The 16,354-nt window shown below is 44.5% G+C and carries 10 protein-coding genes; 6 read left to right on the forward strand and 4 right to left on the reverse strand.

Features of this window, described 5'->3' with window-relative positions:
- The first annotated feature begins 219 nt into the window (after positions 1 to 219).
- From DBR43_RS26360 to DBR43_RS26380, 5 genes are all read left to right on the forward strand, one after another.
- Positions 220 to 3,564 carry a SusC/RagA family TonB-linked outer membrane protein gene (locus tag DBR43_RS26360; RefSeq protein WP_158622601.1) on the forward strand — a complete coding sequence of 1,115 codons (3,345 nt, stop codon included), beginning with the start codon at positions 220 to 222 and terminating at the stop codon, positions 3,562 to 3,564.
- A 116-nt stretch (positions 3,565 to 3,680) separates the two neighbouring features.
- Positions 3,681 to 5,291 (forward strand): SusD/RagB family nutrient-binding outer membrane lipoprotein, encoded by a 1,611-nt coding sequence (locus DBR43_RS26365; RefSeq protein ID WP_124586331.1) that lies wholly within the window; start codon positions 3,681 to 3,683, stop codon positions 5,289 to 5,291.
- Between the two features lie 28 nt (positions 5,292 to 5,319).
- The gene (locus DBR43_RS26370) at positions 5,320 to 6,363 is read left to right on the forward strand and encodes a glycosyl hydrolase family 18 protein (RefSeq protein WP_124586332.1); all 1,044 of its coding nucleotides are present in this window, start codon (positions 5,320 to 5,322) and stop codon (positions 6,361 to 6,363) included.
- Between the two features lie 27 nt (positions 6,364 to 6,390).
- Positions 6,391 to 9,621 carry a gliding motility-associated C-terminal domain-containing protein gene (locus tag DBR43_RS26375; protein WP_124586333.1) on the forward strand — a complete coding sequence of 1,077 codons (3,231 nt, stop codon included), beginning with the start codon at positions 6,391 to 6,393 and terminating at the stop codon, positions 9,619 to 9,621.
- A gap of 8 nt (positions 9,622 to 9,629) precedes the next feature.
- Positions 9,630 to 10,544 (forward strand): PorP/SprF family type IX secretion system membrane protein, encoded by a 915-nt coding sequence (locus DBR43_RS26380; RefSeq protein ID WP_124586334.1) that lies wholly within the window; start codon positions 9,630 to 9,632, stop codon positions 10,542 to 10,544.
- A 59-nt stretch (positions 10,545 to 10,603) separates the two neighbouring features.
- Here DBR43_RS26380 and DBR43_RS26385 read toward each other — a convergent pair whose 3' ends face one another.
- From DBR43_RS26385 to DBR43_RS26400, 4 genes are read right to left on the reverse strand one after another with little or no spacing between them, the layout of a single operon-like run.
- Complete coding sequence (locus DBR43_RS26385; protein WP_158622602.1) at positions 10,604 to 11,458, reverse strand: DUF4249 family protein; 855 nt, start codon at positions 11,456 to 11,458, stop codon at positions 10,604 to 10,606.
- Positions 11,433 to 13,958, reverse strand: coding sequence for a TonB-dependent receptor domain-containing protein (locus DBR43_RS26390; RefSeq protein ID WP_124586336.1), 2,526 nt, complete (start codon positions 13,956 to 13,958; stop codon positions 11,433 to 11,435). The genes DBR43_RS26385 and DBR43_RS26390 overlap by 26 nt, the downstream gene beginning before the upstream one ends.
- Positions 13,959 to 14,936 (reverse strand): FecR family protein, encoded by a 978-nt coding sequence (locus DBR43_RS26395; RefSeq protein WP_124586337.1) that lies wholly within the window; start codon positions 14,934 to 14,936, stop codon positions 13,959 to 13,961.
- Positions 14,936 to 15,508, reverse strand: coding sequence for an RNA polymerase sigma-70 factor (locus tag DBR43_RS26400; RefSeq protein ID WP_124586338.1), 573 nt, complete (start codon positions 15,506 to 15,508; stop codon positions 14,936 to 14,938). The genes DBR43_RS26395 and DBR43_RS26400 overlap by 1 nt, the downstream gene beginning before the upstream one ends.
- A 149-nt stretch (positions 15,509 to 15,657) precedes the next feature.
- Here DBR43_RS26400 and DBR43_RS26405 point away from each other — a divergent pair, with 149 nt between their 5' ends.
- Positions 15,658 to 16,260 carry an outer membrane beta-barrel protein gene (locus DBR43_RS26405; RefSeq protein ID WP_124586339.1) on the forward strand — a complete coding sequence of 201 codons (603 nt, stop codon included), beginning with the start codon at positions 15,658 to 15,660 and terminating at the stop codon, positions 16,258 to 16,260.
- Positions 16,261 to 16,354 lie beyond the last annotated feature (94 nt).

Here is a 16,354-nt window from a genome sequence, read left to right on the forward strand (position 1 = left end):
CATCAGCTCAGAAAAAGAAACTAAGTATCTGGAAAACCGGAACCAGATGTTGCGCAGCTGATCCCGGTTTACAGAGCATTGTCTATTCAACAATTAACGGTTTGTCCTGCAATCCTTGAAAATTCAGGGACAACCGTTTTAACCCTAACCAAATGTATGAACTTTTACTATCACTTAGTGCATGGGCTGAAAAGCTATGTACCCAAATTATTGCTGATTATGAAACTAGCCTTTGTTTTAATGATCACCGTCTTTTTGCAACTGTCGTTTGCAGCAAAGGCCCAAAAAGTTACCCTCCAGGAAAAAAACGCTTCATTAGAACAAATATTTAAAAAGATCCGCCTGCAGACCGGCTATAACGTGATCTGGAACCAGAGCTTGTTAAAAAGAGCCCAGCCGGTAAGCATCAGTATTAAAGATGCAGACCTGCAACAGGTGATCGATAAGGTGCTGGGAGGACAAGGATTAAGTTTTGTGATCAAAAACAAAACCATTATTGTCCAGGAAAAGAACGAACCGGTTCTTCCTGTTAAAGAACAGATCGAGATTAAAGGAAAGGTGACCGACGAAAAAGGGATGCCTATTCCGGGTGCCACTGTTAAGGTAAAGCTGACCGGAAAGGTGGCCATTACTGATGGAAATGGAAATTACCTGATCCAGGCAGAGGGAGAGAGTGTGCTACAATTTTCTTACATCGGCTTTAAATCAATTGAAGAAGCGGTTAACAACCGTAAACTGATTAACATTATCTTACTGGAAGACCTGGGACAGCTGAAAGAAGTGGTCGTTACTGCCCTCGGGATTAGCAAAGACAATAAAAAACTGGGATATGCAGTTACGAATGTAAGCGGAAACCTGCTGAACCAGGCCAAAGAACCCAATGTAGCAAATAGCTTAACGGGTAGAGTGGCAGGCTTAAATGTGAGCGGGGTAAACAGTGGCCCGGGATCATCAGCCAGAATCCTGATCAGAGGGGTTTCTAATTTTTCTTCTTCTTCAAGTCCTTTATTTGTAATTGATGGGGTACCGATGGACAATACCCAAAAGGGCTCTCCGGGTGTATATGGAGGCCAGGATATGGGCGATGGAATCTCGAGCATCAATCCCGACGATATTGAAACGGTAACCGTCCTGAATGGTTCTGCAGCTTCGGCTTTGTATGGAACAAGGGCCGCCAATGGCGTGGTTCAGATCACCACTAAAAATGGAAAAGGACAGAAAGGGATCGGCCTGGAATACAGTGGTAATGTGAGTTTAAATACGATTGTAGACAATACCGATTATCAGAAAGCATACGGACAGGGCCTGAACGGAAAAATCCCCCTTACAGGTGCCGATCTTGTCGCTTCCAGTCTGAACAGCTGGGGTGCGAAACTAACCGGAGAGCCGGCAATCGGACAGGATGGACTCATGCATCCTTATGCTCCGGTAGAAAATCAACTGGGTAAATTTTACAGAGACGGAGTGGTGTTTTCCAACACGCTTGCCTTTTTAGGGGGCTGGGAAAAAGGAAATATGCGGATGTCTCTTTCGCAATCAAATAACCAGTCGGTAATTCCGAACAGCGGTTTGAAGCGCTATTCAGGCAACCTGAACATCAACCAGGAACTCATCAGCAAGTTAAAGCTAACGGCCATGATGAATTTCTTAAATGAAGAGGTGACTTTAAGGTCTAACCTGGGCGACATGAGCCGGAACCCCAATTTTACCATGGGACTCTTGCCGGCGAATGTAAGCCCGGATTATTTAAAGCTCATTTACGATCCTGCCACCGGTAATGAAAATCACCTTGGAAATGGTGGTTATATTCCGAATCCCTGGTTTGTGGTAGACAAAGTAATTGCAAATACACGTAGGAAACGCCTGATTTCCTCTACGGCTTTGAGGTATGATTTTACAAAGGAATTGTATTTGCAGACCCGTTTGGGTTACGATTACACTGCCGATCATACGCGAAAGATTGAACCTACAGGAATCGGTTATAATCCAAACGGGCAACTGGAAGAACTGTCGAACGCAACTACTACAGAGTTGAACGTAGATGTACTGGCCGGATATACTAAAAAGCTATTCCCAGACCTGAGCATGGATGCTGCACTGGGCGGAAACATCCGTAAGTTTAATTTCGAAAAAGTAGGCGTTTCGGGTTCGCAGTGGAAAATCCCAAACTTCTATGATCCTTCCAACCTGACGATTGTAAATCCTTTGTATCCTTCGCCAAACAGGTTACAAACCAATTCGGCTTATTATACCCTGGATTTTACCTATAAAAACTTCCTGACGATCAGCAACACCGGACGGTACGATCGGTTCAGTACCACTACAAAAGGCATCTTCACCCCATCGGTAAGTGCCAGTTTTATATTTACGAACCTGGTTAAAATTCCTGAGCTGACTTTGGGAAAACTCAGGTTGGCTTACGCGAAAACAAGTGGCGAGGCTTTGCCTTTTAAGAACGCAAAATACTATACCATTGCTACCGGGACGGCAGAAGGGAAACCTTATGTAAATCTGGCAAAGGAGATCCTGCCGGAAAACCTAAACCCTTATACAATGCAGGAATTAGAGGCGGGTTTGGAGCTGAAAGCATGGGGTGGCAGAGTAGGTTTGGTGGCTTCTTATTTTTCACGTAAAACGAAGGACGAGCTGGTGTCGCAACAGATCAGTCAGGCTTCGGGTGGTTATGAATCTACTTACATCCCTTTGGGATCAACCCAAAACAGGGGACTGGAACTGACGCTGAATGGCACGCCATTTCAACGCAGTGATTTTAGCTGGGATGTATCTTTTAACTTCTCTTTGGTGAAAAACAAACTGCTGAACATTGATGGCATAGCAACGAGAATCCAGAATGCAAATGAAGGGCAGTACCGGCCAACTGTTGGTCCATATTCTAACGGTTCGGGTGTGTATGGGGTAGTGGGTTTGCCACTCGCTCAGATCATGTCTTATGATTATAAGTATGATGCCAATGGCCGGATTATCGTTGGGATTGACGGCATTCCGGTAAGGGGAGATTTTAAGCCAATGGGCTCAGGATTACCTAAATATTATGGTGGCCTGAACAACAACTTTAATTATAAAGCTTTTAACTTTTCCTTCCTGATTGATTACCGCTTTGGCAGTAAAGTCCTTTCGGCAACAGATTTCCTGAGCACCTATTACGGCTTGAATAAAAAGACATTGGAAGGCCGGGAAACGGGGATCGTAGTAAAAGGGGTAACCGAAGATGGGAAGGAAAATACCAAAGTGGTATCTGCACAGGATTATTATCCGGGACTGGTAAAAAACGTCTCTTCTGTTACGGTGTATGATGGCAGCTTCATCAAGTTGCGTCAGGTGGTGTTCGGTTATACCTTGCCGGCCAGCTTGTTAAAGAATGGTCCTCTGGCCTCGGTAAACATCAGCTTTGCGGCGCGGAACCTGTTCACTTTAATGAAGCATACCAAAAACTTTGATCCTGAAGATACTTTCTCCTCACTGACGGGAAATGCAGGATTGGAAGGCGCCGGATTGCCACAGACACGCAATTACGGACTGAGCCTGAACATTAAACTTAAATAGGGTAACCGCTAAAAGTTAAAAAATATAAGGTTGAAACCATTATGATCTTACGGATTACTTAATGAATACTAAAGTCATAATCGCTTCATAACCATTAAAAAAACAAATATAAGCCGATGAAAAAGATAGCTTTTTATTTATGCCTGATGGCAATCCTAACCATTGGTTGTACTAAAGGTTTTGAGGAATTGAACCGGGATCCAACAAAAGCCAATGAGGGCAATATGGACCCGAATTACCTGCTGACTTCAGGACAACTGAATTATGGAAACATCACAGAATTTCAATTGTATGAACTGGCACCAATGATGCAGGTCCTGGCGTCGACGGCTACGCAGACCTCATATAGCGCCGGAGATAAATACAGTTCGCAACTGTTCTCCTATAATGACCGCTTTTTTGCGGACGGACAAATTGCAGCAGGTTTATTTGCCGAAGCACAGGAGCTTGCAGAAAAGAAAGATCCGGTAAAATATGCCAACCTGATCCAGGTGAGCCGTATTATGCGGGTGATGGCGATGCAACGAATTACAGATACCTACGGGGATATTCCTTATGCCCAAAAGAATGGAACGCTGTATCCGAAATATGATTTGCAGGCCGACATTTACAAGGACATGCTCGCCACGCTGGAAGATGCAGCGGGAAAACTGGATAAAACCAAAACCAAGATGACGGGTGATTTATTTTATGACGGGGATATCGACAAATGGACCCGCTTTACTTATTCTTTAATGCTGAGGGTGGCCATGCGCCTGACCAAAGCTGATCCGGATATGGCACGTGCTTATGCAGAGAAAACCAAAGACAAAACCTTTAAGGATTTTACGGACAATGCCATCCTGAAGTTTAACGGCACAGCAGAAGAACGTAAAAATAAGTCGGCCAATTCCTGGTTTGGTGATGCGGTGACCTTCGGACAGGTGAGGTGGTCTAAAACGTTTATCGATTTCCTGAAAAACAACAATGATCCGAGGTTATATGTGATTACCGAAAAATCGGATACAGGAATGGTGTTTAACAATGATCTGACCAGGCCTGCATTTGGTTATACACAAACCAAACCGGCACCTGCGGGAAAAATAAACGAAGTGCCTGTGGGCATGCCCAATGGTTATGACATCAACGGGGTAAGGAGTATAGAGACCGCTCCGGGCTATCCGGGCGCAACGGGTAAGGGCAACAATGCCTCTCCTTTAGGGAACTATGCCAGGCCTTTAACAAAGGTATTTGCACAACCGACCTTCTCCACATTTCTGATCACGTATGCAGAAACAGAATTGTTGCTGGCCGAAGCAAAAGCAAGAGGCTGGGATGTAGGCGCAGTTTCAGCAAAAGACCATTACCGGAACGGACTGGTCGCGGCCATGAGGTCCCTGGAACAGCTGAATGGAATGCTGACGATGGGAACAGAAGTGGAAACCTTTGCCGCTGCACATCCATTGGACGAAAGTAGTCTGGAAAAATCACTCGAGATGATCAACACGCAATATTGGGTCGCTACACTGTTTAATTTTCCGGAAACCTGGGCCAATTACAGGCGCAGCGGATATCCGGTACTGACTCCGGTCAATTACCCGGGTAACCGTACCAATGGGGTGATTCCAAGGCGACTGAATTATCCGAACAGAGAGGCTTCCTATAATGCGGCCAATTACAATGAGGCGGTATCCCGTTTAGGTGGGAACGACCTGGACCTGACCAAAAGGGTTTGGTGGGATAAATAACAAGATTTGAACCATTAAATGAGCTAATATGAAAAGTATATATATCGTTGCCTGCCTGATCCTGATTGCTGCATCATCTTGTCGCAAAGTAAAAACAGAACAGGATTTTCCGGAAATTAAGAATAAACTGGAAACGCAGCAGGATGGCTGGACAGCCGAGAAAATTGAGCAGATCGCCAAACAAAAAAGGGATTCGATCAGGATTGCAGATTCGCTTGCCGGCAATACAGGTGGCGGAGGTAATCCGCTGGCCAACAAAAAGAATCTCCTGATTGCCTATGTGGAAGTTAATAACAGGGCCTTTAAAAATGTGACCTGCTTTTTAAATGATGAAGGAAAACCGGTTATAGACCTGGCCTGGGTATTTGCACCAAACATCAATATTGATCCTTCAACAAAGAAAGTAAAAGTGACTTATAACAGACAGGTACAGGGACTGATTAATAAAGGTTACATCAGGTATGTACAGAGTAAAGGGATTAAAGTCGGGATGACCTTACTGGGCAATCACGATGCTGCGGGATTTAGAAATTTCAGGAACCTGGCAGAGGCGACTGAATTTGCACAACATGTGGCCATAGAGATCCGTCGTCTGGGCCTGGATGCCATAGACTTTGATGATGAATATTCTGAGAGTCCTGCCTATGCCAACAACGAGTCTTTTGTGATGGTGGTTTCGGAAGTGAAACGTTTGCTGCCGGATAAGTTTGTGCATTGTTACATCTATGGTGGTGCCGGATCCTCTTCCTATCTGGGGAAACGCATGGGCGATGTAGCCGATGCAGGTTCTTCGGCCTATTATCCGGAAACCCCATCTCCGGGATCGGCAGGTTTTCCAATCGGAAAACTCATCCCAAGTACCAAACCTTTTTCGGGTGGAGGATATCCGGAAGCAACGCTCAGATCGTTGATGCAGCAGGGCTACAAAGGAATCATGATGTTTGACTTCAATATGTTTCCAAATGATTACCTGGAGCGCCTGAGGGGCTATGTGAAAGGGGTGAAGGAACAGAATGTAGTCGAAATTCAGGGCTGTGTGGACCGCAGGGAAAACGACGACGTGAACATGTAATATCTTATACTTTTTAACTTATTTATCATGAATATAAAATTCATAAGGATTTTCTTTTTGCTGGCGCTGTTGCTGCCGGCGAAAGTAATCATGGCACAAAAAAATATATTTAGACCCGATAACGTAAAAATCAGTTCTGCGGCAGCAATTGTATATGGCAAGATTGCAGACATCAATGATGGGAACCAAGGTACGGACGTTGAATTCAGCAGTGCCCCATCGGGAACGGTAGAGTTGCTGGCAGAATGTACGGTTCCTTCAAAACTGGTGGATTATGTGATCAATTACTATTACAATTCGAACAATGCGACAAGCATCAGTCTCTCAGGTTCTCAGAACAACAGTACCTGGACACTGATCGATACGAAAACCTTCGCTCCGGGGAATCAAAATCCTGCAGCAACGGTAACCAACCTGATCAGCTATAAGTATTATAAGTTTGTCTTTACGGGAATCAGCAGGAGTTCCCTGGACATCAAAGAACTGTCTGCTTATTCAGATGAGCTTTCTGCACCTACACTGACCGCGACAGCAGGCAGTGTAGGCAATATTGCCAATCTTTCCTGGACACAGGAAATCCGGGGAGTGGGAAGTTATGAACTGGAACGCTCTACAGACCGGGTCAACTTTACTTTGCTTAAAACCATGGACGAACTGGTGCTGACTTATGCAGAGGATGCTTTACAGCGCAATACGGCTTACTGGTACAGGATCCGGGTGAAAAAAGGAGCGGTCTATTCGGCCTATTCTGCGGTAAAAGAAATCATTACGGCCAGTGATGTGATCGTGAATGCACCTTCACTTACGGCCACGGGTTCCACAACATTAAGTTCAACTGCAAATTTATCATGGGCTTTGCCGATTGGTGGTTCCGGTACTTTTGAACTGGAAAGGTCGCTGAACGGCACTGATTTTAGCCTTCTAAAAAGTGTAGATAAAGCGGTGACAACTTATGTTGATGCCACCTTAACCCACAATACGGCCTACTGGTACAGGGTAAGGGGTAAAAACGACATTTCGGTTTCGCCATATTCCATCATCCGTAAAATTACAACCATTAATGACGCACTGCTTACTGCCCCTGTATTACAGGCAACTGCCCCTACAGGAACCCAGGCTGTTTTATCATGGACACTGGCTTTTAATACCGATGGGGGCTTTGAACTGGAAAAATCAACGGATGGTATCAATTTTACTGCTATGGGTAAGCTGAACAAATCCATCACCTCTTATACGGAAGAGTCCCTGATACCAAATACCGCGTATTGGTACCGGGTAAGGGCTTATAATTACACGGGTAATTCTCCTTATTCTGCCATTGTAAAAGTAACGACAAATGGCATTAAAGGTTTTCCTGCCGACATCACCGATGATGGTGGAAAGCTGACTGTAAGTGCGGATAACAGCAGCGGTCCGAACGGATCGGAAGGTTCTTCCAAATTTATCGACAACAACATTGCCACCAAATGGCTGATCTTTAATGCACAGACTGGACAAAACTTATCTGCCGTATATGAGCCTAAGGGTGCTTACATTGTAACCGGTTATACCCTGAGCACGGCCAATGATGCCCCGGGAAGGGATCCTAAAAACTGGAGGTTTGAAGGTTCGGATGACAATGCCGCATGGACAGTCCTGGATACCAGGACCAATCAACTTGGTGCAACAGCCGAAAGGATCACGACTTACAGTTATCAGATTGCAAATCCGGGAACAAAAGCCTTTAAGTTTTACCGCATTGCTTTTACCTCAAATAATGGTTCTACCGATATTGTACGTTACCAGATCTCCGAATGGCAAATCCTGGGACTTGATCCGGGGTCTCCGGATATTCCCGCCAATTTAGCGGTTACCGGAACTACAGTAAATACGATCAGCCTGAGCTGGACACAAGATAAAACCATTCCGGTTAAAGAATTGATTTTACAGCGCTCAGAAGACGGGTTGTTTTATCAGCCAATTGATACGCTCGAAAGCACCGTTAGTACTTTTACAGATCGTAATTTGCTCGACGGTGCTACCTATTATTACCGTTTAAAGGCAGCAGGAGATAGGCCAACCGCAGTATCCGGCTGGTCGAATGTGGCTACAGGAAAAACACTGCCTACAGATGGTTTGCCTTTGATCCCCGCCGACCTGATCGCCACTGCGATAAAAGACACAGAGATCAGTTTGCAATGGACAGACCGCTCATCAGATGAAACGGGCTTCCTGCTGGAAAGGTCAAGAGACAATGTGTTGTTTGAGGAAGTGAAAACCTTAGCAGCCAATACCAGCAGTTTCGCAGACCTTACGGTATGGCCGGGAACCTATTTCTATTACCGGATAGCGGCAGTGAAAGACCGGACCAAATCTGCTTATTCCAATGTGTTGAAAGTATTGACCACCGGGATCAATACGGCTCCCTTAACGACCTCGCCACTTATTCCACGTAAAATTTGTACAGGGACTGGTGAGTATAGTTTAGCCTTTAATGGTGTGGTGCCGGGACCTGCTTTTGAGAAAATTCAGAAACTGAAAGTAACAGGTGTTAAGGCTGGGGATGAAGAGAGTAAGAAATTCTTTTCTGCTTATGCTTTTAATCCGGTGGTGACGAATGGCGTCGTCAATTATAAAGTGACCACAACCGGCCTGGCGGTTCCAGGGGACTCTGCCATGGTTATGGTAACGGTGAAAGATGACGGAGGTACAGAGGGCTTTGCTTCAGATAGTACGGAGTTTATGGTGAAGATTTACTTTACGCCGTTTACCGTTAAAATTGTTTCCGACAAAGGCACGGAAAACCTTTCCAGATATACCTCGGTAAATTTAACCGCGAGCACAGAATTTCCGGATCAGACAAGATATGAATGGGCAGATGCAGATGGTATTGATGGGGCAAGGAACGGAATTAAATTACTGGTAAGGCCGAAACGTTCAACGATTTATACGGTGACGGCAACCACGCCAACAGGATGTACGGCAACGGCGAGTATCGTGCTTTCCCCACAGGATTCTTTGGTGATCTCCAATGTGCTTACCCCAAACCGGGATGGCAAGAACGATACCTGGATGGTTTGGGGAATCGAAAAGATTCCAAATGCGGAGGTGAAGGTGATGGACCGCCAGGGACGTTTGGTATTTAGCAGGAAGAACTATACCAACGATTGGGATGGCAGCTATAATGGTGCTACGTTGCCCAAAGGCGGATATTATTATGTGATTGAAACAAATGATGGGAATAAACCACAGACAGGGGTGCTAACGATCATTAAATAAGAAATGAAATGAAAAATCAAATTCAAACTATACTACTGCTAATCCTCCTGCTGGCCATGGCTTTTTGTGTGCCTATGGCAGCAAATGCTCAGACGAGCAGTTTTGGAGCAGGATATTTTCAGAATCAATATATTGTTAATCCCGCAATGGCCGGGCTAAAATCAACTGAACTCAACATCAATACCGCCTACAACAGGGAATCTACCTCGGTAAGCAATGGGGCTAAAACGGTGTCATTTACCGCGGATTATGGCTTGAACAACGCAGTAGGACTGGGCTTCAATTTGCTGCTGGACAAGGTCGGCGCCTTGAGTACGACTAGGATCATGGGAAGTTATGCCTATCAGCTAAAACTAAATGACGACAACCAAAGCCTGCATTTTGGAATATCGGCGGGTGGGGTACAGGAAAGGTTCAATGCAAACCAGATTATCGGTGATCCTTCAGATGAAATGCTGTACAACTTTAATGACCGAAAAATGCAGTTTGAAGCAGATTTTGGATTGGCTTTTCAGTACAATGGCTTCACGCTTCAGGCGGTAAGCCCGAATCTGGTCTCTACACTGAGGAACACAGAAAAGACGGTGCTGAGCCAGGGAACTTTAGTTGCCTCGGCAGCTTATAAGTTTGGTTTTGGTGATGCAGGCAATCCGGTTCATGTGGAACCAAAAGTTGCTTTTCGTAGTTTCAAAGGGCTGAAAAGTATAATAGATGCAGGCGCAAATGTTGACTTTGTGCAGAATACGATCAATATCTATGGCTTGTACCATTCCAATAAAAGTGTAACCGCTGGAATTGGCTTTAAAGTGCTCGATGCTTTTCAGATTTCCGGAGCCTACAATTCGGGGAGTGATGGCTTTAGCGGAGGTACGCTGGGCAGCTCCTTTGAACTGGGGCTGAGGTTTTTTACTTCCAGACGATAAGAGGTTGATTGAGATGTACTACAGTATAAAACAGACTGTAGTACATCTTTGAACGAATCCTAAAGTTCTATCACTTTTTCGTAAACACCGGCAAAAATACCCAGGCCTTTTATGACATTGCTTTGCAGTGCGATATAAGAAAAGTAACCACTGGAATTGTTGTTTTTCAGGTATTCGTAATCGTAAACATATTTATAATAGCCCGGCTCTGCTGCTTTCACATGCAGCCTGTATTTTCTCATTCCAGTCTGATTTTCAGGATTAAAAGTCAATGTTTTGGCTGTGGTTTCAGCAGGGATAAAAAGCTTTAACCAGGGCGCTGGTAGTTCTCCATATCGAATGTTATCTGTTGCCGGGTCTTTACAGATCATGCCCGTATTTTCCCAGTCACCGAGGTATACAACACTTGTGCCTTCCATACGGTAGCTTCTGGACTCCAGTGTAATGATCAGCGGACTGAAGTTAGCGACAGGCAGGTTAAGGCTGATCGTGGTTTGACTGTTATCGCTGCGTTCAGCACTTGTGTTAAGTGGGGCAGGTACGGTAGAAACCGCTTTGACTTCCTGGTTCTTTGTCTTTACGTTTAGCTGATAAGTTTTTCCGGATTTTGCCTGGAATCCTTCGTTTTTCCAGTATCCATTGCCCTGGGCCGAAAATGTATAGCGCTCTTTAGTTTGCAGGTCCTGAATGGCTACTTCTGCGTCTGCTATTGGTTTGGCGCTTCCGGCATAACCGATGCTGTTCAATTCAACAATATGCAGGACCGGAGGCTGGTCTGCAATAAGTTCAGCAGTTACGGCTATCTTGCTTTCATCTGGAAACTTTGGTGCTATCGTTTCTTCACAGCCGCTAAGAAGTGCCGAAAAACCGAGTAATAAAACCGGGGTTTTAAAATGTATACGAGTAACCCACATATGGTAATAATTTAAAAGGTGAAAGCTGAGTAACATTTACCTGGTTGTCTTCCAGGCTTGCTGTTACCTGAAAAGGCAAAGGCCTGCCCAAAATATTATTGATTCCGAAATGTAATCTTCCTTGTCGTCCTTTTCGGAAATTGGTACGGTTTACTGCACCGACGTTCAGGCTGTAATTGTCCCTAAGTCTGTAATTATTTGGTTCCGGAGTATAAAAATAGGTTTTTTCGTTCTTTGCTGCCCCTGAGAGCACACCATCCAGATCAGGTAAGACATATTGGGGCAGTGTCACGAGCATGCCGCCGCTGTAGGTAAACAGGGTAGAACAGCTCCACCTGCTGCCCATACGTATCGTAATTGCAGTAGTAAACTGGTTTCTGAGGTCATAAGGCGCTTTAAAGGCTTTTCCATTATTGACCTGCTCAAAAATAAGCATGGTTTTAAAGCGCGTATAGGCGGCATTAATACTCAGCCACTTAAACTCCTGGGCATATTCGACTTCGATACCCTGACTGTAACCTTTTCCACTGAGTAAACGATCGTTCCGGTCCGGGGCTGCTTTTTTGTCCAGCGCGTTTTGTTGAGGTCTGTACATCAGGAGGTTTGAAAAATTCTTTCGGTAGACCTGAATGCCGATTCTTCCTGCAGGAGAAAGATGTTTCAGGTAACCGATTTCATAGATCATGGATTGCTGAGGTGGTATCCCGGAACTGCTGGGGATCCTGAATTCATTGGGTATAGCCAGTGGATTGATCGACACCTGGTGATAGAACTGTGCCATCATTGCGTAGGATGCATAAAATTGATGCTGATCTTTAAGGTTATAAGTCAGTTTTATACGCGGTTGAAAGGAATGATAGGTTTTGCCACTCGTGATAAAAGCAGTATAATGTAAACCTGTCCTTAGCCGGAGTGCAGGCAAAATATCTACATCATTGTCTGTGTAAGCCTGCAAATGTACAGACTGCTGGTCTTCCATTACAGGATCTACCTCTGAATCTGGTGCCGAGCGGAACCGGGTCAGTTTTGCCTTGATTCCGAAATAGCTTTTCAGGGTATTGCTCCAGCTGTAACTCAGGTCGTTGTCTAAACCGAGGTCGGTAATCCGGTTGAACTCGTTGCTGACATTTTCTTCCCCGTCATCCAGCTGATTTTTGAACTGACTTAAGGAAATTGTACTGTTATGAAACAGCCTGGGATTATATACTTTATTCCAGCGGAAGGACAACAACCGATTGGTCCATTTCATCGCTACCTGCGAGGGCATGTCGTCGGAAATGCTCAGGTTGAAACGGTCGCTGCCCTGATAGGCACTCAGATAGATGCGGCTGGTGGAATCAATATGATAATTGATTTTCAGGTTGGCATCGTACAGGTAATAGTTTACATCATCACTTCCGTTGGAAAGGAGGCGGCTAAGTCCATCGATCCAGCTTCTTCTGAAACTGCCTAAAAATGATACCTTATTTTTAATCAAAGGCCCTTCAATCATAGCAGAGCTGGTCAACAGACCGATATTCACTGCACCATGGTATTTTTGCATATCTCCATCTTTGGTCTTGACATCAATTACGGATGATAAGCGGCCTTCATAACGGGAAGGAAATCCCCCTTTAAAAAAATCGATGTGTTTTACCGCGTCGCTATTGAAGATGGAAAGCAGTCCGGTAAAATGATTGTAATTGTAAACGGGTATGCCGTCCAGCAGTACGAGATTTTGATCGGGACTTCCACCACGCACGTACATATTTCCGCCTGCTAATCCGCCCGAAATACCGGCTTTTAGCTGTATGGTTTTCAGTGGATCGGTTTCTCCCAATGCCATTGGCAAGTCGTTGACACCCTTCAGGTCAACCTTTTGCAAGTCTGCCAGCCCTGTGCCTGTGCCGGATTTGCTCGCATGGACCTTGACTTCGGCGAGTAGCAGTCCGGGTTGAAGTCTGAAATTGAGAACTTTTGACGCAGTCATCTTAATCGTATCTCTGAGGGTAGGATATCCTGAATAACTCAGCTGCAGGTGATTGATACCTGCGGGAAGCCTGATTGTGTAAAAACCAAATTCATTACTTTGCGTTGCCACATTGGTTCCCGATACGCCTAAAGAGGCATAGGGGAGTGCTTCCATACCTTCACCCGAATACACAAAGCCACTGAGGGTATAGGATTTTGGCTCCTGCGATTGAGGAATATACAGGATGATTTTGTGGAGTTCTGTTTTGATCTCTACCGGATAGGAAGACAATAACAAACTCAGCAGCTGGCCAGCTTTATAAACGCCTTTGTTTAGTTTGATTTTATCTGAGAGCCGGAGTTGGTTGCTGCTGTAAGACAGGTTCAGGCCCTGGGCAGTGATCGCATTGAGGTATTGTCCCAGTGTTCCTTCACTGAAGTCGATTTTGATTTCCTGATCGGATAAGCCCTTCTTCTCCTGGGCACAGAGCTTTTCATGTCCCGGGAAGAGAAAAAGAACAAGAAATAAGCAGCATAAGTATTTAAGCATTTACCGGCATATGATGGCTGAAATACTGACCTGGTTACCCGTTATTTTGTAGTTAAAGCCGAAAAGGAGCTTCAGTTCCTTTAATACACCTTCCAGTGTTTCGTTCTTAAACCTGGTGGTTACTTTGCAGTTTAACGGATCGGTATGATCGGTCGTAATCTTCACATGATAGTAGTTTTCAAGCGTGGTAAAAACTTCCTTTAATGGGTTGTCGGTGAAGGCGAGTTCTTTAGTTTTCCAGGCCAGGTAGTTTTCATTATTGAGCTGTTCCTTTTGCAGGGTTCCGGATAGAAGACCCGCACCCTGACCTGCAATCAGCACGAGGTGATCTTCAGTCAGTTTATTTTTTACGGCCACTTTTCCGCTTTTAACGTTAACAAAAGGTTTGTTTTCAGCGCTGTTCACCAGAAAGGAAGTACCGAGTACGTTCACCAGAAGCTGTTTGGTTTGCACTACAAAAGGCCTTTCTGCTTCATGTTTTACTTCAAAGAAGGCTTCTCCTTCGAGTTCAATATTCCGCTTTGATATAAAATAACGTGGATAGCTGACCTTCGAGTTTTCATTTAAGGTCACCATACTTCCATCGCTGAGTGTAATGTTTTTAATTTCAGCCATTTGGGTGCTGACCGTAACAGGGGATGTGGTGTAAAAAAACAAGGCAGCAGAGATGATCACAAGGACCGCGGCAGCTGACATCCAGTAACTGCGCGTCCTGACTTTAACCGCAGACAAGACCGCGTCTTCTCCGGCACCGATCTGGCCGGACACCTTGGTCCAGGCCTTGTCTGAAGAGAACAGTTGCTGATGTGTTGCGACATGGCTGTCCGCCCAAAGTATTTTCAATGAAAGGTACTCTTCAGGGTTGGATTTGATCCATTCCAAAACAATCAGCTCTTCTTCTGCATTTGTTTCCTTCGCGAAATGTTTCGCCAACAGGTCGTTGATTTGTTCTGTTTCCATATTGCTGTTCCTGCTCATTAGTTAAACACTGATTTGCTAAAAACCCCTATAAAATTAATGAACAATTTTACCATTACGATTACGGCAAGTAAAAGAACAGGATTTTGACGGATGAAATTGCGCATATGCTTTATCGCTTTTCCCATTTGATTCTCTACTGTTTTAATGGAAATGTTCAATTTTGTTGCAATTTGCTGATAGGTTAAATTTTCCAGGCGGCTGAGCTTGAAAACGTCTGCGCATTTAGGGGACAGGTTTTCAAAAGCCCGTTCCACAAGGTCTTTCACTTCTGATTCGGCTTTTTCCGTATAAACAGTATCTGCAATCTCGATTTCATTTTCTTCGGTTGAGAGCATGTGTACCTTTTTGCGCAGGGCCGATATGCACCTGTTACGGACGGCTGTCATCAGGTAATATTTTGCGACGGGATCATTGATCATTTCTTTTTTAATCTCCCAAAACCTGATCAATACCTCCTGAACGATATCCTCACTCTCATCCCGGTCGCCAAGGTATTTAAATGCATGATTACACAATTGCTGGTAATTCCTGTCAAAAAGTTCCTTAAATCCCTTGTGGTCTGTCTGCATTCATTGATGGTAAGAATTACTGCAAACTTACGATTAAAAAATATTCAAGGGTATAGGGGTATTTATTTTTTCTCCGTATTAACATAGAAGCCTCTGTTATAAAGGTCTTCCTATAATGAAAAACAATATTTAATAAAAATCTAAAAATAATGAAAAAATCAATTATCATTTTGAGCTTCATCCTTTCGGCTTTTGCGGCAACAGCTCAGGAGTCTGAGAAACATGAATTACGTGCCGGGATTAGTGATGCAACGGGAATAGCTATTGGAAATGATCTTGGAAATGCCCTTTCAGATGCGATTACCCGGGTGTTTACCGGGGCTAAAATTAAAGATACAAAAAATAAAAATCTGGGTATGTTTGAGCTGGGCTATCGTTACCGCCTTTCTGAACGGGTAAAAGTGGGTGCAGACTTCAGCTACCTTAGAATGGATAAAAGTTTCAATTCGACAGTGGCAGGAGTAACCACCAAAGAAACAAGGAGAGGACAATACCTGATGATTTTACCAACGGCAGAATTCGCCTACATCAAAACACCTTTGTTTACTTTCTATGGTACTGCTGCTGCAGGAGTGCTGCTCGGCCAGGCAAAAGAGCGGTCTGGTAGCAGGCCCTACAGCCACAATTCGACGACATTTGCTTTCCAGGTGAATCCTGTGGGCTTAAGAGTAGGAAAGAAAATCGGGGCATTTGCGGAGCTGGGTTATGGTTTTAAAGGAATCGCCACAGCGGGGATTAGTTTCAGGTTTTAAATTACACCCTTTCGCTATTGGCATCCGGATATTTCCGGGTGCTTTTTTTCGTCCTGGCATTTAGTATTTAATCTATAATTTTGCCCTTCCATTT

Source organism: Pedobacter sp. KBW06 (assembly GCF_003852525.1).
Taxonomy (GTDB): domain Bacteria; phylum Bacteroidota; class Bacteroidia; order Sphingobacteriales; family Sphingobacteriaceae; genus Pedobacter.